This window comes from Nocardiopsis sp. CNZ308 (assembly GCF_004217075.1).
The window spans coordinates 1,293,167-1,313,139 of the sequence record NZ_SHKJ01000001.1 but is presented as its reverse complement, the minus strand read 5'-3'; the positions used below and the strand labels follow the sequence as shown (position 1 = coordinate 1,313,139).

16 protein-coding genes are annotated in these 19,973 nt (G+C 73.3%); 9 read left to right on the top strand and 7 right to left on the bottom strand.

Annotated elements, in window-relative coordinates; all coding sequences use genetic code 11:
• Positions 1–297: 297 nt before the first annotated feature.
• The gene (locus EV372_RS05565; protein WP_197044363.1) at positions 298–789 is read right to left on the bottom strand and encodes a MarR family winged helix-turn-helix transcriptional regulator; all 492 of its coding nucleotides are present in this window, start codon (positions 787–789) and stop codon (positions 298–300) included.
• A 220-nt stretch (positions 790–1,009) separates the two neighbouring features.
• Here EV372_RS05565 and EV372_RS05560 point away from each other — a divergent pair, with 220 nt between their 5' ends.
• From EV372_RS05560 to EV372_RS05535, 6 genes are all read left to right on the top strand, one after another.
• A complete protein-coding gene (locus EV372_RS05560) occupies positions 1,010–2,134 on the top strand; it encodes a PP2C family protein-serine/threonine phosphatase (protein WP_130398770.1) in 1,125 nt (374 codons plus the stop codon).
• A gap of 126 nt (positions 2,135–2,260) precedes the next feature.
• Positions 2,261–3,148 (top strand): STAS domain-containing protein, encoded by an 888-nt coding sequence (locus tag EV372_RS05555; RefSeq protein ID WP_130395121.1) that lies wholly within the window; start codon positions 2,261–2,263, stop codon positions 3,146–3,148.
• Between the two features lie 12 nt (positions 3,149–3,160).
• Positions 3,161–3,556: an STAS domain-containing protein gene (locus EV372_RS05550; RefSeq protein ID WP_013154862.1), complete on the top strand. Its 396-nt coding sequence runs from the start codon at positions 3,161–3,163 to the stop codon at positions 3,554–3,556.
• On the top strand, positions 3,553–3,987 hold the full coding sequence (locus EV372_RS05545; RefSeq protein WP_130395120.1) for an anti-sigma regulatory factor: 435 nt from the start codon (positions 3,553–3,555) through the stop codon (positions 3,985–3,987). The genes EV372_RS05550 and EV372_RS05545 overlap by 4 nt, the downstream gene beginning before the upstream one ends.
• A complete protein-coding gene (locus EV372_RS05540) occupies positions 3,984–5,033 on the top strand; it encodes a SpoIIE family protein phosphatase (RefSeq protein WP_130395119.1) in 1,050 nt (349 codons plus the stop codon). The genes EV372_RS05545 and EV372_RS05540 overlap by 4 nt, the downstream gene beginning before the upstream one ends.
• Positions 5,030–6,712 carry a PP2C family protein-serine/threonine phosphatase gene (locus tag EV372_RS05535; protein ID WP_130395118.1) on the top strand — a complete coding sequence of 561 codons (1,683 nt, stop codon included), beginning with the start codon at positions 5,030–5,032 and terminating at the stop codon, positions 6,710–6,712. The genes EV372_RS05540 and EV372_RS05535 overlap by 4 nt, the downstream gene beginning before the upstream one ends.
• A 109-nt stretch (positions 6,713–6,821) precedes the next feature.
• Here the strand turns inward: EV372_RS05535 and EV372_RS05530 are convergent, their stop codons facing one another.
• From EV372_RS05530 to EV372_RS05515, 4 genes are all read right to left on the bottom strand, one after another.
• Complete coding sequence (locus EV372_RS05530) at positions 6,822–7,427, bottom strand: malonic semialdehyde reductase (protein ID WP_130395117.1); 606 nt, start codon at positions 7,425–7,427, stop codon at positions 6,822–6,824.
• Between the two features lie 110 nt (positions 7,428–7,537).
• Positions 7,538–8,692: a glycosyltransferase gene (locus tag EV372_RS05525; protein ID WP_130395116.1), complete on the bottom strand. Its 1,155-nt coding sequence runs from the start codon at positions 8,690–8,692 to the stop codon at positions 7,538–7,540.
• A gap of 244 nt (positions 8,693–8,936) precedes the next feature.
• Positions 8,937–10,298, bottom strand: coding sequence for a nucleotide sugar dehydrogenase (locus EV372_RS05520; protein ID WP_130395115.1), 1,362 nt, complete (start codon positions 10,296–10,298; stop codon positions 8,937–8,939).
• A gap of 103 nt (positions 10,299–10,401) precedes the next feature.
• Positions 10,402–12,129: a glycosyltransferase family 4 protein gene (locus EV372_RS05515; RefSeq protein WP_130395114.1), complete on the bottom strand. Its 1,728-nt coding sequence runs from the start codon at positions 12,127–12,129 to the stop codon at positions 10,402–10,404.
• Between the two features lie 229 nt (positions 12,130–12,358).
• Here EV372_RS05515 and wecB point away from each other — a divergent pair, with 229 nt between their 5' ends.
• From wecB to EV372_RS05500, 3 genes are all read left to right on the top strand, one after another.
• Positions 12,359–13,468, top strand: coding sequence for a non-hydrolyzing UDP-N-acetylglucosamine 2-epimerase (gene wecB, locus EV372_RS05510; RefSeq protein WP_130395113.1), 1,110 nt, complete (start codon positions 12,359–12,361; stop codon positions 13,466–13,468).
• Positions 13,469–13,798: 330 nt separating this feature from the next.
• Positions 13,799–15,514, top strand: coding sequence for a hypothetical protein (locus EV372_RS05505; protein ID WP_130395112.1), 1,716 nt, complete (start codon positions 13,799–13,801; stop codon positions 15,512–15,514).
• A 38-nt stretch (positions 15,515–15,552) separates the two neighbouring features.
• Positions 15,553–17,766, top strand: coding sequence for a glycosyltransferase (locus EV372_RS05500; protein WP_253794900.1), 2,214 nt, complete (start codon positions 15,553–15,555; stop codon positions 17,764–17,766).
• 112 nt (positions 17,767–17,878) lie between these two features.
• Here the strand turns inward: EV372_RS05500 and EV372_RS05495 are convergent, their stop codons facing one another.
• Positions 17,879–19,165, bottom strand: coding sequence for a sensor histidine kinase (locus EV372_RS05495; protein ID WP_130395111.1), 1,287 nt, complete (start codon positions 19,163–19,165; stop codon positions 17,879–17,881).
• A 63-nt stretch (positions 19,166–19,228) separates the two neighbouring features.
• Positions 19,229–19,897 (bottom strand): response regulator transcription factor, encoded by a 669-nt coding sequence (locus EV372_RS05490; RefSeq protein WP_013154850.1) that lies wholly within the window; start codon positions 19,895–19,897, stop codon positions 19,229–19,231.
• Positions 19,898–19,973 lie beyond the last annotated feature (76 nt).

Genomic DNA, 19,973 nt, shown 5'->3' with positions numbered 1-19,973 from the left:
GCCCGAGCTGCTGCGGCCCCAGCGCGGGTGAAGCCTGGGGGAGCGGGCTCCAACGGACCGGCGGTGCGGCGTTTTCGACCCGGATTCCTCGGGGCGGGACGCGGCGGGGGCAGGGCGGCGGCCGCGGCCTCGATGCGGTGACGGAAAACTGTTGCCGCTTGACAATAGTTGACTCTGGCGGCATTGTTTACGGTTGGGAAGCCCGCCCCGAGGTGGCGGCTGCCCAGGACAGGGCGGGGATGCCGGGGTTCCACCCAGACGTGGCGCCGGGCCGACCGCCCGGTCCGCACCAGTGGCTCAGGCCGTGCGGAAGTTCGGCTGGTCGGAACTGTCGGCGCGTTCCTCGGAGCGGCTCGCCGCCTCGCGGAAGGACACGAGCCCTTCCATGAGCATCACCCGCTTGCGCGGGGGCATGCGGGCGATGACCTCGTGGAGCTCAGCCTCCCTGCGAGCCCTCAGGTCGCGCAGGAAGGTCCGGCCGCTCTCGCTCAGCCAGAGCCTCAGCTCACGACGGCTGTTCGGACTCGGCGTCCGGGTCACGAAGCCGACCGCCTGGAGGCGGTCGCACAGCCTGCTCACGGACGGAGGAGTGGAACCCAGGCGCTCGGTCACCGTACGCAGGTTCACGCCGTCCTCCTCCTCAAGGATGAAGAGGACCTTGAGCTGCGGAGGGGAGACCGGTGAGGAGGCGACCTCACGGCCGCGCCCCCAGAGCACTTCCATGAGTTCGGTGACGGTGGAGGCCGCACGGGCTGCTTCGGCTGTCGGTTCCTGCGATTCAGGACTCACTTTCCACTCTCACACGTCGCGTCTGTGAGCTGTACCCATCCGCCATCGGAAATCGGGTACCTCTACGACCATAACGGAACACCCAGTTCCATGCCCGCCGACCGTGCCCGTGCCGGTGCGCGGGGTACTTCTCCAATCGGCACAGAAAACACAGGTCGAGCCAGTGAACAGATACGAGACCGTAGCGAGGTCCCTTCGCGAGGCCCAGCCGCACGGGCTCATGGCGGTCCTCCGGGGGGCTCTCTCCGAGGACTACGCGGCGGTGTCCGCCGAACTCTTCCTCGCTGACTACGGACTCAAGGTACTCTGCCACGTCCCCGATCCGCCCGGGGAGTGCGCGGGGGAGTACTCCGTCTTCAACAGTGTCGTGGGCAGGGTCTTCGGCGCGCAGGAGACCTTCGTCGAGGACAGCTTCGGCTCCGAGGCCGTCACCGTCCACCTCCCGGTGAGCGCCCGCGGCGACCGCCTGGGCGTGCTCACCGTCGAACTGAAGGCGGCCGACTACTCCGCCGGGGTGCTCGCCGAACTGGAGCAGGTCGCCGGCCTGCTGGGCCACGAGATCTTCGTCGCCGAGCGCGACACCGACGTCTACCGGACGCTGCGCCGCAGGGACCGCCTCACCCTGGCCGCCGAGGTCCAGTGGGACCTGCTGCCGGGCCGGGGCTTCGAGTGCCCCGAGTACAGCATCGGCGCCCAGCTGGAGCCGGCCTACTCCATACGCGGCGACAACTTCGACTGGTCGGCCGACCCGGACCGGCTCACCCTGGGCATCACCAACGGCATGGGCGAGGGCATCGACGCCTCGCTGCTGACCAGCCTGGCGGTCAACGCCCTGCGCAACGCCCGCCGCAGCGGTATCCCGCTGGCCGACCAGGTCGCCCTCGCCGACAAGGCCGTCTACGCCCACTACCGGGGAGAGCGCTACCTGGACGTCCTCCTGCTCGGCTTCGACCTGGCCACCGGCGAGGTGCAGGCGGTCGACGCGGGCTCGCCCCTCCTCTACCGCCTGCGCGGCGACCGCGTCGAGCAGCTGCCCTTCGAGGCCCAGCTGCCCATGGGCATGGCCGAGGACACCGTCTACACCGCGGAGCGCTTCCGGGTCGAGCCGGGCGACCGGCTGGTGTTCGTCAGCGACGGCGTGTTCGACGCCAAGGGGTCCTCCGAGGAGGAGACCTTCGGAAGCCGGGCCCTGTCCCTGGCCATCCTGGCCACCAGGCTGGTGCCCAGTTCCTCCGTCCCCCAGGAGGTCCTGCGCCACCTGGCCGAGTACCGCGGTGAGCACGAGTCCGTCGACGACGCGCTGGTGGTCTGCCTGGACTGGCGGGGCCGGAGCGAGTCGGAGTAGGCGTCGCGTCCCGCTCCGGTGCGCGCCGAGCCCCGTGCCCACCCGCCTCAGGTCTGGTAGACAATTGCCACGCGGCAACAACGCGGAACCCCCCTTCCAGCGACACGCAGGACGACGAGGAGATGTATGACTGACGGAGCATCCGACCACTCCGGGTCGGGCGCGCGGATCGTGTCCGCCTTCCTCCGGCGCCGCAGGGAGCAGATCGCCCAGCGGTGGGCAGACCTGCCCCTCTTCCAGACGGTGTTCACCGTCACCCGGGACGAGGCCGTCGAGGCCTGCCACGCGGTCCTCGACTCCCTCGCGGTGGTCGCCGACAGCGGACGCGTCGACGACCTGGAGGCCCCGGGCTTCCACCCCGTCCGCGATCAGCTCGTCGCGATGACCGCCTCGCGGACGAGGTCGGGGCTGTCCATCGCGCAGGTCGACCGCGAGGTCGGCGTCCTGGGCGAGGCCGCGATGGACCTGCTGGTCGCGGACGCCCCCGAGACCGGGCCCGACGAGCTGTGCGACGTCCGCGTCCAGCTCGTCACGCTGTTCGCCACCCTGCGGGTCATGGTCGTGGAGAGCATGCTCCAGGAGAACCAGGAGATCATCCAGCGCCAGCGCCAGCAGCTCCTGGAGATGGCGACCCCGGTCGTCAAGCTCTGGGACCGCCTCGTCGCCGTGCCGCTCATCGGCATGCTCGACAGCGCGCGCAGCCAGGTGGTGATGGAGAACCTCCTGGAGGCCATCGTCGAGCACAAGGCCACCATCGCCATCCTGGACATCACCGGCGTGTCGACGGTGGACTCGCTCGTGGCGCAGCACCTCATGAAGACCGTCGCCTCGGCGCGGCTCATGGGCGCGGAGTGCGTGATCTCCGGTATCCGCCCCGCCATCGCCCAGACCATCGTCCAACTCGGCCTCGACCTGGGCCCGGTCACCACCCGCGCCAGTCTGGCCGACGCGCTGGAGTGGGCGCTGGAGCGCCGCCAGCGCAACGTGCGGTCCGTCAAGGGCCCCGAGAGCTGATTGGACAGGTACGTGACTAGTCCTCCCACCATCCCGGTCCTCGACCTCGGCGGACTGCTGCTCGTGAGCATCCAGGGCGAACTCCCCGACGAGGCCGCGGTCGATCTCCAGAACGACGTGACCGCCGCTGTGGCCGACACCGGTTCGCGCGGACTCATCATCGACATCAGCTCGCTCGACATGGTCGACTCCTTCCTCGCGCGGGTCCTCGCCGAGGTGGCGGCCTCCTCCCGGCTCCTCGCGGCCAGGACCGTCCTGGTCGGCATGCGCCCGGCGGTGGCCATCACCCTGGTCGAACTGGGCCTGACCCTGCCGGGCATGGACACCGCCCGCACGGTCACCGAGGCGGCGGCCAGCTTCGGGGTCACCATCGAGCGGAAGGATCGGCCGGAACGGGGCGCGACGTGAGCCAGGCCTCCGCGGAGCCGATCCACGTGTCCATCCGCAGGGACACCGACCTGACGGCGGTCCGCCAACAGGTGCGGGCCCTGGCACAGCAGACCGGGTTCGGCCTGGTCCAGCAGACCAAGCTCGTGACCGCGGCCAGTGAGCTGGCCCGCAACACACTCCTGCACGGCGGGGGCGGTTCCACCGAGATCCGTGTCGTGCACGGCCGGATGGGACAGGGCCTGCGCGTGTCCTTCATCGACTCCGGGCCGGGGATCCCCGACGTGGACATGGCCCTGACCGACGGCTACTCCACCGCGGGCGGCCTGGGCATGGGCCTGAGCGGCTCCAAGCGCCTCGTGCAGGAGTTCGAGATCGAGAACCTCCCCGAGGGAGGGACCAGGGTGACCATCACCTCCTGGGCCGATCCCTACGGGCGCGGAGCCCGATGACCAGGGTCTGGGACCTGGCGGTCACCGACGCCACGCACGTGTCCGACGCGGCCCGGACCGCCCGCAAGGCCGCGCTCGGCATCGGTCTGGACGGGGCCGCGGCGGACGCCGCGGCCCTCGCCGCGTCCGAACTGGCGACCAACATGTGCAGGTACGCGGGCGGGGGGCGCTTCGTGGCGGAGGAGGCCAGGGAGCCGTGGGGAACGGCCCGGGCCCTGCAGATCCTCGCGCTGGACCACGGCCCCGGGATCCCCGACGTCGCGCGCGCGATGGAGGACGGCTTCTCCACCTCCGAGGACTCCCTGGGGGCGGGGCTCGGCGCCTGCGCGCGCGCCGCCGACTTCTTCGAGGTCCAGAGCGCTCCCGGAAGGGGGACGGTCGCGGTGGCCCGGTTCGCCCGGCCCGCCGACCGGGCACTGTTCGGCGCCCGCGCGGCCACGGGCGGGATACACGTCCCCCTGGGCGGCTACAAGCTCTCCGGGGACGCCCTGGCCTTCCGCAGCGGCGGAGCCCTGCGCACGGTCATGCTCGCGGACGGACTCGGGCACGGTGAGGCCGCGTCGGACGCCGCCGACGTGGCCTCGCGCTTCGTGACCGGGAGCCGGGGAGGGGCCCCCGACACGCTGTTGCGCGGTCTGCACGAGGCGCTGCGGCGTACGCGCGGCGCGGCCGTGGCGATCGCCGAGATCGACGAGTCCCGGGGCCGCCTCACCTTCTGCGGGGTCGGCAACATCGGCGCGCGCCTGTACCGGGGCGGGCGCTGGGAGACGCTGCTCTCCCAGCCCGGGATCGTGGGGGCCTTCTCCCTGCGGACGCCGGCCCCGGCCCGGCGGGAGTGGTCCCCGGGCGACATGCTCATCCTGCACAGCGACGGGGTGCCGGGGCGCTGGAAACCCGAGGGTGTCGAGGCCCTGCGCGGCCACGACGCCGCGGTCGTGGCCGGAGCGGTGTTCCGCGACTCGGGCAGCGCCGCCCGTCCGCTGCGCGACGACACCAGCGTCGCCGTGGTCACGCACACCGCACACCCTGACAGGGGAGGACGATGACGCAACCGCTGCTCGACCTGCGGGTCCGCGGCGCGGTCGACGCGGCGCGGGCCCGCGCGGCCATGGCACGCGTGCTCGGCGCCGCGCGAGGCGGGGACGAGGCCGAACTGGAGTTCCTGGACGGCGCCTCCTCGTGGGCGCTGCGCGCGGCGGAACCCGACGGCCCGGCCGCGCTGGCGGTGGAGCTGTCCGAGGACGGGCTCGTGCTGCGCGCCACCGTCCGCGACGGCGCGGGGGAGAGCCGGTGGGAGTCCGCCCTGCCCCTCCCCGAGCCCCTCGACCCGGGGGCCGCGGCGGTCGGCGGTCCGGAGGAGGCCGACGCCGAACTCCTGGCGGCGGAGCTGCTGCGCACCTCCGAGCGCGCGGGGAGGGTGGCCGCCGTGGCGGCCGAGCGCGCACGCGAGCTGGAGTGGCACCAGCGCGAGCTGGAGGAGACCAACCAGGGCGTGCTCGCGCTGCACGCCGAACTCGCCGAGGCCAGCGACGAGCAGCGCAGGCTCCTGGCGGCCGAGCGGGCGGCCCGGGACCAGGCGGAGGCCGCCCGCAACAGGCTCACGTTCCTCTCCACGGCCAGCGCGAGGCTCATGACCTCCCTGAACCAGGCGGAGATCTTCGCCCGCCTCCGGGACCTGCTCGTGCCCGAGCGCGCCGACGCCGTCGAGGTGTGGCTCACCGACGAGGACGGCGGCCTGTGCTCCTCCGACGCGCGTGAGGCCGCCGTGCCGGACACGGTGCTCCTGGCCGCGGCCCGGCGGCGCCCGACGGACGCCCTGGCCGGGGAGGGGGAGCTGGCCCTCCCCCTGCTCACGGGCTCGGGACTGCTCGGGGTGCTGCTGCTGCGCCGCGCCGCACCCCTGGACACCGACGACGAGGTCGTGCTGGACGAACTCGCGCGGCGGGCGGCGGCGTCGCTGGACAACGCGCGCCGCTTCGAACGCGAGCGCGACACGGCGGCCACCCTCCAGCGCGCCATGCTCACCGAGCTGCCCGAGACGCCGGGGATGGAGCTGACGGCCCGCTACCTGCCCGCCACGCGCGGCATGAACGTGGGCGGCGACTGGTACGACGTCTTCTCGCGGGGCGACGGCGAGTTCATCGGCGTGGTCGGCGACGTCACCGGACACGGCATCCACGCCGCGGTGATGATGGGCCAGCTGCGCACGGCCCTGCGCGCGTACGCGCTTGAGGAGCGCAGCCCGGCCGTGCTGCTGGAACGCCTGCACCGTCTGCTGTGCCACCTCGAACCGGACCTGTTCGCGACCGCGGTCATCGTGCGCTTCCGGCCGGGGGACCCCGAGGTGGTGATGGCCGGGGCCGGGCACCCGCCGCCGCTGTGGCGCGACGGAGAGGGCAGGGCGGAGGCGGTGCGCCTGCCGTCAGGCGGGATGCTCGGCCTGCCGGTGGAGCTGACCTACACCGACCACACCGTCGAGCTGCCCCCGGGCGCCGCTCTGCTGCTGTACAGCGACGGCCTGATCGAGCGGCGCGGGGAGTCCATCGACGACGGGATCGCGCGCCTGGTGGAGGGCTTCGGGGGACCGCCGTACTGGCGGGGCGGCCCGGACAAGGCGGCCGACGACCTGCTGGACGCCATGGTCAAGTACCAGGACTGCGACGACGACGTGTGCCTGCTGGTCTTCCTCGCCGCCGAGCGGGACGCCCCGCGGGCGGACGGGTAGCGGCGGCCCGGACCCGCGCGCGGGGGGCCGGGCACCCCTCGGTGCCCGGCCCCCCGTACGCGTTGCCCCGCCGCCCGCCCTCCACGGGCCCGGCGGACGGGGCCGCGGATCAGACCTCGGTGAAGGCCTCGTCGTACTCCAGGCGCGGCAGGCGGTCGAACCACGCGTCCGGGCCGGGCCTGCCGACGTTCATGACCACCAGGGGGCGCAGCGCGGAGTCCTCGCCGAAGAACTCGCGGCGCACGCCCTCGGCGTCGAAGCCGGTCATCGGCCCGGCCGCCAGGCCGGCGGCGCGCACGCCCAGGAGCAGGTAGCCGATCTGGAGGAACGCGTTCTGCAGGGCCATGCTCTCGCGGGCCTCGACGGGCATCCCGGAGAAGTTGTCCCGGGCGTCGGGCGCGACGGGGAAGGTCTTCGGGAAGTGCTCGTGGAAGTCGGAGTCCGCGGACAGGATCAGGGTGAGCGGCGCCGTCGAGGTCTTGGGGGCGTTGTTGCCCGCCATGTGCGGCACGAGGCGCTCGCGGGCCTCGGCCGAGCGCACCACGGTGACCCGCAGCGGCTGGTTGTTCATGGCGGTCGGCCCGTACTTGACCAGGTCGTGGATCGCCCGGACCTGCTCCTCGGTCACCGGCTCGTCGGTGAAGCTGTTCGCGGTACGGGCGTCCCGGAAGAGCAGGTCCTGGGCCGCCTTGTCGAGTACCAGCGCGTCAGTCATGTGTTTCCTCGGTCGTGCTCGTGGTGTGGCGGGGGGCCGTGCGGAGTCGGCTCCGACACGGACCACAACACTTGTTGACGAGGAAGATATTTCTTGGAATGGAAGTGGGGTCAGTCACGCACGGGAGTGCGCTGGCGACTCCGCGGGGGCGGCACGACGGGCAGCGGCCCGCCGGAGGCCTCGTCCGCCCACGCCTCCAGGCGCTTGACGAACAGGCGCGCCTGGACCGGCCAGTGGAAGGAGGTCCGCGCGATCTGGTGCCCGGTGCGCGCCAGGTTCCGGCGCAGCTCGGCGTCCCGGCGCAGCCGCAGCACCGACTCCGCCGCGGCCGACACGTCCCCGAACGGCACCACCAGGCCCGACGGGCCCTCCGGGCGGCCGGTCACCAGCTCCTGCGCCATCGGGTTGGGCGTGGTCACCACCGGCAGGCCGTGCGCCATGTACTCCACGACCTTGGTCGGCATCGAGTGCCGGTAGTTGGGCGTGTCGTGCAGCAGGCTCAGCCCCGCCATGGCGCCCGCGCAGATCCGCAGTGCCCGGTCGTTGGGCACGAACCCGTACCAGTGCAGGACGTCCTCCTGCTGGGCCTCGCGCAGCAGCGGCCGCACCCCGGCGTCGGCCCCGCCGATCACCTCCAGGCGCACCCCGTGCGGGCGCAGCATGCGCCCCAGCTCCACCAGTTCGCGCGCGCCGCGCGCCTCGGACACCTGGCCCAGGTACACGATCCGGTCGTCGCCCGGCTCGCGCGCCGGGAACTCCGGCACCTCGGTGGTGTTGGGCACCACCGGGTGCTCCAGGCGGAACCGGGAGCGGTACCCCTCCTCGGCCAGCATCAGCCGCATCCGCCGCTCCGCGTGCCGCTCGAAGGAGCGCACCACCGTGCCCAGCGGACGCCGCAGCGCCCGGGGCACCCACGCCTTGGTGAGCAGGGCCGCCGCCGTGTCCTCGTGCACGTCCCACACCGTCACCGGGCGTCTGGACGGCAGGGCCATCAGGAGTTCGGGGTCGTGGAAGAGCAGCAGGTCGGCCAGGGGCGCCTGCTCGGCGAGCACCGCGCGGGCGGCGCGCAGCGAGGCGAGCCGCTCGCGCCCCGAGGCGCGCGGCACGTCCACCGAGCGCAGTTCCGACCACGGGGTCACCCCGCACTCGCGGAACGGCGCCACATAGGTCACGCTGTGTCCGGCGTCCAACAGGGCGCGGATCTGCCGGTGCAGGATCCGTGCGTCCTCCGGGTGGTGCACCACCGTGGCCACGAGCGCGTGCATCGATCTCACCTACCTGTGTCGCCGTCTGAGGCCCTCTCGGGCGGATCGGCCTGGCCGCTCCTCCCGGAGCGGTATCAGCTCTTCGTCACGGTATTCAGCGGGAAAGACGCGCTGAGGAAAGCCCGGTGGCCGCACGGAGTGCAGCGGGTGAACCTTCGGCCGGGGGAAGGTGAACGCCGAAAGGCACGCCGATGAACGCGGTGTGCTCGCGGATCGGCGTGCCCGTCGGGACGGCTCCCTCAGCTCACAGGACCTCGATGCCCTCCCGCGTGACGTGGCGCCGCACCTGCGCGGGGACCGCGGAGTCCTCGGGGTCGGGGCGGCGCAGCACGCCCCGGGTGTCCAGGAGCAGCCGCGCGTACTCCTCCAGCCGCTTGGGCCGGTACTCGGCGTGGTCGGTGAGCAGGATGGCCAGGTCGGCCTCGGCCAGGGCGCGGTCCAGGTCGGTGGACCTGGGCACGTCCACGCCGTCGACCTGCCAGGACTCCACGTGCGGGTCGTGGTAGGTCAGCGTGGCGCCCTTGGCGGCCAGCTTGCGCGCGACCGGCCGGGCCGGGGACTCGCGCTGGTCGGCGATGTCGGCCTTGTAGGTGACGCCCAGCAGCAGCACCTTGGAGCGCGACAGCGCCAGGCCGGAGTCGTTGAGCAGCTCCTGCGCCCGCTGGATGACGTAGGAGGGCATGCGGCCGTTGATCTCCTGGGCCAGCTCCACGAACCGGAACGGGTAGCCGAGGGTCTTGACCTTGTACGACAGGTAGTTCGGGTCGATGGGGATGCAGTGGCCGCCCACGCCCGGGCCCGGGTAGAAGGCCTGGAAGCCGAACGGCTTGGTGGCCGCCGCGGCGATGGAGTCCCACAGGTCCACGCCCAGCTCCTGGCAGAAGATGGCCATCTCGTTGACCAGGGCGATGTTGACGTGGCGGTAGGTGTTCTCCAGCAGCTTGGCCATCTCGGCCTCGCGGGTGCCGCGAGCCCGCACCACCGTGTTCACGAAGGCGCCGTAGAACTCCGCCGCGGCCTCGCCGCACTCCTGCGTCAGGCCGCCGACCACCTTGGGCGTGTTGGCCACGCCGAAGGTCGGGTTGCCGGGGTCGATGCGCTCGGGCGAGAAGGCCAGGTGGAAGTCGGCGCCCGCGACCAGGCCGGACTTCTCCAGCAGCGGGCGGACCACCTCCTCGGTGGTGCCGGGGTAGGTGGTCGACTCCAGGATGACCAGGGTGCCGGGCTGCAGCTGGGCGGCGATCGCCTCGGCCGCGGACGTCACCGCGCCCAGGTCGGGGCCGCCCTCGGCCGACAGGGGCGTGGGCACGCAGATCACGATGGTGCGCGCGGCGGCCAGGCAGGCCGGGTCGGTGGTCGCGGTGAAACCGCGGTCCAGCATCCGGCGCACGTCCTCCGTGGAGAGGTCGTCCACGTGCGAGACGGCGTTGTTGAGCCCGTCGACGACGCGGTCGCTCACGTCCAGGCCGGTGACCTTCAGGCCAGCGGACACGGCCTCGGCCGCCAGCGGCAGGCCGACGTAGCCGAGGCCGAGGACGACGAGGTCGCTGACCGCACCGGCGGACTGCTCGGAGACAAGGGCTGGGTTGGAGGCTGCGGCATCCACTTCGTGGTCACACTCGCATTCATCTCGTGAACGGGCGTAAATAGCGGGAAGTGCCATTGCTCAGTGCGTTAGACGTCTGAGTGTAAGCACGTGTTGTCCACGCTTACGGGTTCTGGCCTGGTTCGGTCATTTCGCGAATCTGAACCCGATACGCCTGGTTGTAGCGGTATGCGGCCTCGGCCCAGGTACGGTCGCCGACGAGGTCGCGACCCGCGCTGCCGTAGGAGATCCGCTTTTCACGACTGTAAGCGAGTTTTGTCAGCACATCGGCTAGGGTCGCCGATTCGCCTGCCGGAATTAACTCTCCTGTCACTCCCGGTTCCACGATCTCTCGCAACGCGGGGAGATCACTGGCCACCACCGGAAGCCCGCCCGCCATGGCCTCCACGGGTTTGAGCGGGGTGACCAGACGGCACACCCGCTCGTCCCGTCTGGGCACCGCGAACACGTCCAGCGCGGCGTGGTGGTCGCGCACCCGCGCGGCCGGGACGCGGCCGGTGAAGTGCGCGGCCCCCTCCAGACCCAGCGAGTCGGCCAGGGAGCGCAGCGCGGGCAGCTCGGGGCCGTCCCCCACCACCAGGGCGTGCGCCGCCTCGCCGCGTTCGCGCATCAGGGCCACCGCCTCCAGCAGCGTGTCCAGGCCCTCGTAGCCGAAGCAGCTGGTGGTGGTGCCCACCACGAAGTCCCCGCCGCCGATCCCCAGCTCGGCGCGCACCCCCGCGCCCGGGGGCAGCGGGGCCAGGAAGGAGGCGTCCACCGCGTTGGGCACCACCAGCAGGCGCTCGCGCGGCACGCCGCGCGCCTCGATGTCGGCGCGCATCGCCTCGCCCAGGGTCACCACCAGATCGGCGGCCAGCATGCACTCGGTCTCGCTCGCGCGCTCGGCCCGGTAGAAGGCGTCGTCCACGCTGCGCGAGGGGTCGCGCGAGAGCCACGACTCCTCCAGGAAGCCCCGCACCTCGTACACCACCGGCAGATCGAACCTGCGGCCCAGCTCCAGGGCCAGGCGGGCGTTGTGGTGGTTGCTCGCGGCGTGCAGCACGTCGGGCCGCAGCGCCTCCACCAGCTCCGACCCCAGCCGCACCCCCGCGGCCAGCTCCTGGGCGGCGTCGGCGGGCGCGGTCCAGGGGAGGAGGCGGTGGTAGGGGATGCCGTCCACCCGCACCAGCGTGCGCGGGTCGGGAACCCCCTTGACCAGGGGGTACCCCGCCCGGGTGACCACGTGCACGTCCATCCCGGCCTCGCGCTGGGCGACCGCGATCTTGTGGGTGCGCTGGGTGTAGCCCGCGTTGGTGTGCGGCAGCGCGTTGGTCACCAGGTGCAGCACCCGCAGGCCCGCTCCGGGTGACGCCGGGTCCCCGGCCACACGCCACCGTTCACCCTCCGACGCCTCCGGTCGCCGAGCGTTCACCGTGGCGTCGGGCGGCGTTCGTGGATCGCGGGTTAACGTGATGGCGTGACGGTCAGGCGACGTGGACGGGGGCGCGGCGACAGCGCGTCCCGTGGCCAGGGCCGTCCGATGCTCCGCGGCCTCCCGAAGAGCGCCCTCCGGAAGCTGTTCGACCAGCTCCCGGGCGGTGGCCGCGTCTCCCGCCGCCAGGCAGGACGCCACCAGGCGGCCCACCCGGCGGGGGGAGGCACCGCTCGCCGCGGCGAGCACCGCCTCGCGGGCGTCCGCGCGCCGGCCCTGGTCCCACAGGGCGTAGGCGCGGGCCCGGCCGCCCGCCCGGGAGGCCAGGGCGCGCACCGCGCGCCGGGGCGGACCGGGCGTCAGCCGCAGCGCCAGCAGCGGCAGCCGGGCCGGTTCGGCCCGCAGGTGTCGCCAGGCCAACGAGAGGGTGAACGTCGCCGCTCGCGGCCAGCGGGCGCGCGGGCGCGGAACCTGGGTTTCGGAAGCTTGGGTGTCATGCACGGTCAGTCACACAACCACGCGGACGTGACCGTACGGTGACACCACGGCGACACGGACGGGACGGCTCGGGCAAGGAACGCCGCCGGACCACACCAGTCCCGCCGGTCACGGCGGGAACACCACCCCAACAGAAGGAAACGTGAGAGCCGTGGCAACGAGTGCCCCCCTGGGGAGCCAGGACACCGGGATCGTGCACGTCGTCGGCGCGCGCCCCAACTTCGTCAAGGCAGCGCCCGTCGTCTCCGCCCTGCGCGGACGCGGCGCGCACCAGGCGGTCGTGCACACCGGCCAGCACTACGACGACCGCATGTCCGCGGTGTTCTTCCGGGACCTGGGCCTGCCCACCCCCGACGTCGACCTCGGCGTCGGCTCGGGCTCCCACGCCGCCCAGACCGCCGCGCTCATGGTGGGCCTGGAGAAGGAGTTCACCGAGCGCAGGCCCGGCATGGTGGTCGTCTACGGCGACGTCAACTCCACCGTGGCCGCGGCCCTGGTCGCCGCCAAGCTGCACGTCCCCGTCGCCCACGTGGAGGCGGGGCTGCGCTCCTTCGACAACACCATGCCCGAGGAGATCAACCGCCGCGTCACCGACCAGCTCAGCGACGTGTGCTTCGCCACCAGCCCGGAGGCCGTCGGCCACCTGGCCGCCGAGGGCGTCCCGCCCTCCCGCGTCCACCTGGTCGGCAACCCCATGATCGACACCCTCCTGGGCAACCTCGACCGCTTCGACGCCGAGGCCCTGCGCGAGCGCCTGGACCTGCCCGAGCGCTACGTCGCCGCCACCCTGCACCGGCCCGCGAACGTGGACGACCCCGACACCGTCGCCCGCCTCGCCGCGCGCCTGCACGAGATCGCCGACCTCGCCGACGTGGTCATGCCCGTGCACCCGCGCGGCAAGGCCGCCTTCGACCGGGCCGGGCTCGGCGACCACCCGCGCGTGCGGCTCCTCGAACCCCTGGGCTACCTCGACTTCGTCGCGCTCACCCGCGGCGCCGCCGCCGTGGTCACCGACTCCGGCGGCGTCCAGGAGGAGACCACGATCCTCGGGGTCCCCTGCCTGACCCTGCGCCCCAACACCGAGCGCCCCGTCACCATCACCCACGGCACCAACCAGCTCGTCACGGAGGCCGACCTCCTCCAGGCCGTCACCAAGGTCCTGCACGGGCGGAGCCCGGAGCGGATCGGCGACACCCCGCCCCTGTGGGACGGCCGCGCGGGGGAGCGCATCGCCTCCGTGCTCACCCAGTGGTCGAGGTGAACCCCATGACACACGAACACCGCGCACCCGTTCCCGCACCCAGGAACGCCAGCGCGCGGGAACGCGCCGTACGGGGCGCGGTCCCGGTCCAGGCACGCGGGGCACGCCGGAGAGCGGCCCCTATTCCCCCGCAGCGGTCCAGGTGATCCACCATGGCACACGTCCCTCCAACCGTCCCGCACCCCAGGGGCCCCGCCGGGCCCGCGACACGCCTGGCCATGGGCATCCGCACCCGGCCGGGCGCTCGCAGGGTGCACCGCACGTCGCAGTCGGACCCGACGCACGGCGCGGTGGTTTCGCCGAACCGAACCGAACACAAGGTGGCAGACCGTGAAACGGCGTGAACAGAGCCAGACCGAACAGCTCCGGCAGGCGCTGGCCGAGCGCGAGGCCCAGCTCCAGGAGGCGCGCAGCCGGCTCGCCGCCCTGGAGGGCTCCACCTCGCTCCAGGTGGGCAAGGCGCTCACGGCCGCCGCCAAGCGCCCCGGCAAGTCCCTGGTCAAACTTCCCCGTGACCTCTACCGTCTCTGGCGCAGCAGCGGCAACACCCGGCACACCGAGCGCCGCCGTCGCGGCGGCGCCGAGCCGGTCCGCTCCTTCGACGCCGAGCGCCAGGAGTCGCGCCTGCTCACCGGCCTGAGCGGCGGCAGCGAGGACCTGCTGGTCGTCGCCACGGTCGTCGGCCCCTCCATCGCGGAGGCGATCGACCCCTACGTGCGCCCGGTGCCGCTGCGCCCGCACGACGCCCAGATCGTCATGGACGGCGTCGACGTGGACCTGGTCCTGGTCTCGGCCTCGGCCGCCGCCCCCGGGTCGCCGTGGGCGCACGTGGGCGACCCCGCGGCCGCCGACCGCACCCGCGCCCTGCACTGGGTGCTGGAGTCCGCCGCCTCCCGCGGCATCCCCACGGTCCTGCTCGACGACGTCCCCTCGCCGCCCGCCCTGCGCGAGCTGGGCTTCGACAGGGTCCACCGGGGCGACGCCGGGGTCCCCCTGCACCTGTTCAACCCCGTGGCCGCCGACCTGACGCCCGGACCCGAGACGGTCTTCGTGCGCGTCCACCGCGAGGAGCCCGTCCCCGGCGTCCTCGCCGGGCTGGGCGCGGGCGTGGTGGAGGCCGACTCCCGCGGCCTCGCCGACGCCCTGCGCGCCGCCAAGGTCGCCGTCGTCGCGCCCCTGACCGCCGAGGAGCCCCGGCTGCACAGCCGCGCCTGGGCCTGCGGCACCCGCGCGGTGACCGCGGGGGAGGGGCTGGCCGTCACGGTGCCGCGCATGCGCGCCGAGGAGCCCACCGCGGCCGAGCAGCGGGGCATGCTCCGCCAGGTCTTCCTGCGCGAGGCCACCCCGGTCCGCCTCGCCGAGATCCTGGACGGCCTGGACTTCCCGCCCGGCACGCCCGGCCGTGAACTGCCGCTGCGCGGCCGGTCCGTGGCCGTCCTGGCCGACCCCGCGGGGGAGGTGGACGCCGACCGGCTCGCCGACGACCTGCTGGCCGCCGCGCTCAGGCCCGCCGAGGTGGTCGTGCCCGGCACGGCCTCCCGCCTGCCCGGGATCCAGCGGCTGCGCGCCGAGGGCGTCACCGTGCGCACGGTACGCTTCAACGCCCCGGACACCCCCGAGGAACTCACCCGCGACGAGCCCGGCGGCCGCGCCGGGGAGCCCTGGGCCACCCTGGCCGAGCGCGCCACCGCGCCGTGGTCGCACCTGTGGACCGCTCCGGTCGGCCGCGGGCGCCTGGCCGACCTGGTCTGCGCGGTGGAGTGCACGGACGCCGACGCGGTCGGTACCGTCGACGCGTCGGCCGCCGAGCCGGGCGAGCACGGCTCCCTCGACCGTCCGGGCACCGCGGACCGTCAGTACGTCTTCGTCAGCGCGGTCGTGCCGGAGCTGGTCCGCACCACGCTGCTGAGGCGCGGCTGGGACCCGGCGGAGTGGAACCGCCGCGGCACCCGGCTCCTGGCCCTGGGCCCCGACCACGGGACGGGCGACGACGCGGAGGACCCCGTGTCCGACGCGGCCGACGCCTCGACCGGCGCCGTCGGATGAGCCGTACGGGCAACGAGAAAGCATCCGAAGGGAAGAACGTGAGCACACCGCCTCCGCGCGCACTCCTGTACGGGGACGTGGACCTCAACATCATCGACGGTTCCGCGATCTGGGCGCAGTCGATGGCGCAGGCCCTGGCCGCCGCCGGATGCGAGGTGACCCTGCTGCTGAAGGCGCCCGTGCGCACCGACCGGCTCACCGAGCCCCTCACCAGGGTGCCCGGGGTCCGGCTGCTGCGGCCCTACGAGGACAAGGCGCTGCCCGACCTGGGGCCGAGGGGGCTCACCCCGGAGCAGGCCGTCACCCTGATGACCAGGCACCACGAGCGCAAGCCCTTCGACCTCGTCGTCGTGCGCGGGCGCCGCCTGGCCGGACTGGCCGCGCAGGAGGAGGCGCTGGCGGGCCGCCTGTGGACCTACCTGACCGACTTCCCGCACAGCGTGGGAGAGCTGTCCGCGACCGCCACCGCCGAACTCACCGAGATCGCGCTGGCCTCGCGGTTCCTGCTCTGCCAGACCGAGGAGCTGCGCGCCTTCCTGGAGTCGACGGTGCCCGCCGCCTGCGGCCGGTCGGTCCTGTTCCCGCCCGTGGTGGTCGTCCCCGAGGACGTGCGCGCCGACGGCGGGGCCGGCGGCCGCGCCCGCCTGGCCTACACCGGCAAGTTCGCGCCCCGCTGGAACACCCTGGAGATGACCGAGCTGCCCGCCGAGCTGGCGCGGCGCGGGGTGGACGCCGAACTCGTGATGATCGGCGACAAGATCCACGCCGAACCCGCCGACTGGGCCAAGAACATGCGCAGGGCCCTGGAGGGCACCCCGAACGTGGACTGGCGCGGCGGGATGTCGCGCGCCGAGGCGCTCCGCCAGGCCGCCCAGTGCGGCTTCGGGCTGTCCTGGCGCGACCCGTCCATGGACGCCAGCCTGGAGCTGTCCACCAAGGTGCTGGAGCTGGGCGCGCTCGGCCTGCCGGTGGTGCTCAACCGCACGCCCATGCACGAGGCCATGCTGGGCGCGGACTACCCGCTCTTCGCCGGGACCGACGTCGCCTCGGTCGCCGACGCGGTGGCCCGCGCCCACGGTGACCGCGCGGTCTACGCGGACGCCGCCGCGCGCTGCCGCGACGCCGCGGCCGACCACACGCTGGAGCGGGCCGCCGAGCGGCTGCGCGGCTACCTCGCCGACGCCCTGCCGCCCACCCCCGAGGGCGCCGACCCCGAGCGGCCGCTCAAGGTGGTCATCGCCGGGCACGACATGAAGTTCTTCACCCGCCTGGCCGAGTACCTGGACTCGCTGCCCGGCCTCGACGTGCGCATGGACGAGTGGGAGGGGCTGAGCACCCACGACCAGTACCGCTCCCGGGAGCTGGCCGCCTGGGCCGACGTGGTGATCTGCGAGTGGTGCGGGCCCAACGCCCTGTTCTACTCCAAGTGGAAGCGCCCCGACCAGCGGCTCATCGTGCGGCTGCACCGCTTCGAGCTCTACGCGGAGTGGCCCCGCAAGCTCGACATCGACAAGGTCGACGCGGTGGTGTGCGTGAGCCCCCACTACGCCGACCTGACCCGCGAGATCACCGGGTGGCCCGCCGGGAAGGTGGTCGTGGTCCCCAACTGGGTGGACGACGAGCAGCTCGGCCGCCCCAAGCTCCCCGGGGCCGAGTACTCCCTGGGCATGGTCGGCATCGCGCCCTCGCGCAAGCGGCTGGACCGGGGCCTGGACGTCATCGCCGAGCTGCGGCGCATGGACCCGCGGTACACGCTGTCGGTCAAGACCAAGCAGCCGTGGGAGTACTGGTGGATCTGGAACCGACCGGAGGAGCGCGCCTACTTCGAGCGCGTCTACCGGCGGATCCAGCGCGACGAGCGCCTCGCCGCAGGGGTGGTGTTCGACCCCTTCGGGCCGGACGTGGCCACCTGGCTGCGGCGGGTGGGGTTCATGCTCTCCACCAGCGACGACGAGTCCTTCCACCTGGCGCCCGCCGAGTGCGCCGCCTCGGGCGGCGTGCCCGCCCTGCTGCCGTGGCCGGGCGCGGACACCATCTACGACCCGCACTGGATCCACGACGACGCCGTGGCGATGGCCGAGGCCATCCACGAGACCGTCAGCGAGGGGCGGTTCTCCGCGGAGGCCGCGCGCGCACGCGAGGAGGTCACCACCGCCTACGGCCTGTCCCGGGTGCGGTCGCTGTGGAGCGACCTGGTGGTCCGCGGCAGGGCACCCCAGGCGGAGCACTCCGCCGCCGCGGCGGGCGCCTGAGGCGCGGCCGGGGCGCGGACCCGGGCCGAGGCGTCGGTGAACCCGTTCCCGCCGGTACCGCCGGGAACGGGACCGTTCCCCGGGAGGCCCGCGACGCGCCTCCCGGGGGCGCCTACACCGGGCCCGTCATCTTGGACAGGCCCCCCGCGCCCGCGGGCAGGAACAGCGCGAAGGTCGTCGGCTTGGTCTGCACCAGCTCGATCCGGGCCCCCTCGGACTCGGCGATGTGCCGGGCCAGGGCCAGGCCCAGCCCGGTCCCGCCCCCGCCGCTCACCTCGCGCTCGAAGATCCGGCCCGACAGGTGCTCGGGCACGCCCTCGCCCTCGTCGCTCACCTCGATGCGCACCGACTGCCCGGTGTCCAGCCGCCGGATGGTGACCGTCCCCGCGCCGTGCTTGTAGGCGTTCTCCACCAGGGTCGCGACGATCTGCGCCAGGTCGGCGGAGACGGTCATCGCGGTCAGCCCCGGGTCGCCGGTGACCAGCAGCCTGCGCTGCGCGGACTGGAAGACCGGCTGCCACTCCTCCTGGAGGTGGTGCAGGACGGGGTCGATCTCCACCGCCTCCACCTCGGGGTTCTGGCTCTTGCGGGCCCGTCCCAGCAGGCTCTCCACGGTCTCCACCAGGCGCTCGGTCTGGGCCAGGGCGGCCTCGCCCTCCTCGCGGACCACCTCGGGGTTGTCCGCCTCGGCCAGGATCTCCTCCAGGCGCATCGTCAGCGCGGTCAGCGGCGTGCGCAGCTGGTGCGAGGCGTCGGTCGCGAAGTGGCGCTCGGTGGCGATCAGCCCGGCGATGCGCTCGGCGCTGCGGTCCAGGACCTCCGCCACCCGGTCGGCCTCCGGTATCCCGTACCGGTGGCCCCACGGCGTGGTCACGCCCGAGCCCAGGCGCTCGGCGGTGGCCGCCAGGTCGAGCAGGGGCAGGGTCAGTCTGCGGGCCTGGAACATCGACAGGCCCACGGCGACGCCGATGGCCAGCAGGGACAGCGACGCGATCCCCATCCAGGCGCGGACCACGCTCTGCTGCACGCTCTCGGCGCTCATCCACACCTCGACGCGCGTGCCCCGGCCGGTGGTCGCGGTCGCCTTGAGCATGCTCGGGGAGTCGGGCGCCTCGGGATTGAGCGCGGGATCGCCCGCGGTCACCGAGGTGGGCTCCTCCGCCGGGGTGATCCGGATGAAGCGGTGGGGATGGTCGCGGTCGAACTCGCCCAGGTCGAGCTGGCCGTGCAGCTCCAGCATGGTGTCGCTCTCGGCGCCGATCAGCTCCGCCTCGCCCTGGAGCTGGCGGGTGCTCTCGTCGTACACCAGCTTGTACGTGAGCGCGCCCAGGGGCAGCCCGAGCAGCATGACGGCGATGACGGTCACCACCAGGGTGGAGAAAACCATCCGCCTGCGCATGTCACCTCATGTCCGTGCGACCCGGAGGCGACCGGCCGGCGCGGGGCGCCCCGAAAGGTCGCGTCAGTCTCGCTCGAACCGGAAGCCCACACCCCGGACGGTCGTGATGTACGACGGCTGGTTGGCGTCGTCCCCCAGCTTGCGGCGCAGCCAGGAGATGTGCATGTCCAGGGTCTTGGTCGAACCCCACCAGTTGGTGTCCCACACCTCGCGCATGATCTGCTCGCGGGTGACCACCTTGCCCGCGTCGCGGACGAGCACGCGCAGCAGGTCGAACTCCTTGGTGGTGAGCTGGAGCTCGCGTTCGCCCAGCCAGGCCCGGCGGGAGTCGTTGTCGATGCGCACGCCGTGCACGACGGGCACCTCGGCGCCGCCCCGGCGCAGCAGGGCGCGCACGCGCGCCAGGAGTTCGGCGAGCCGGAAGGGCTTGGTGACGTAGTCGTCGGCGCCCGCGTCGAGGCCGACGACGGTGTCCACCTCGTCGGCGCGGGCAGTCAGGATGAGGATGGGCGTTCCGTGACCCTCGGCCCGGAGCCGACGCGCCACCTCTAGCCCGTCCATTTCGGGCAGCCCGAGATCCAGGACCATGAGGTCTATGTCTCCCGCACGGGCACGGTCGAGTGTCTCAACGCCGTTGACGGTCACGTCCACCGTGTAGCCCTCGCGCCGGAGCGCGCGCGCGAGAGGCTCGGAGATCGAGACATCGTCTTCGGCCAGCAAAACGCAGGTCATGTTGTCGATCGTAGGTCCGGGGACGCGCATTTCCCTATTATGCGCGCCGGATGTCCCAAGGTTGGTCGAAAATACG

Coding starts and splice junctions, on each gene's coding strand:
- EV372_RS05560 (WP_130398770.1), top strand. CDS start 1,010: ATGGCGGTCCTCCGGGGGGCTCTCTCCGAGGACTACGCGGCGGTGTCC.
- EV372_RS05555 (WP_130395121.1), top strand. CDS start 2,261: ATGACTGACGGAGCATCCGACCACTCCGGGTCGGGCGCGCGGATCGTG.
- EV372_RS05540 (WP_130395119.1), top strand. CDS start 3,984: ATGACCAGGGTCTGGGACCTGGCGGTCACCGACGCCACGCACGTGTCC.
- EV372_RS05535 (WP_130395118.1), top strand. CDS start 5,030: ATGACGCAACCGCTGCTCGACCTGCGGGTCCGCGGCGCGGTCGACGCG.
- EV372_RS05530 (WP_130395117.1), bottom strand. CDS start 7,427: ATGACTGACGCGCTGGTACTCGACAAGGCGGCCCAGGACCTGCTCTTC.
- EV372_RS05525 (WP_130395116.1), bottom strand. CDS start 8,692: ATGCACGCGCTCGTGGCCACGGTGGTGCACCACCCGGAGGACGCACGG.
- EV372_RS05495 (WP_130395111.1), bottom strand. CDS start 19,165: ATGCGCAGGCGGATGGTTTTCTCCACCCTGGTGGTGACCGTCATCGCC.
- EV372_RS05490 (WP_013154850.1), bottom strand. CDS start 19,897: ATGACCTGCGTTTTGCTGGCCGAAGACGATGTCTCGATCTCCGAGCCT.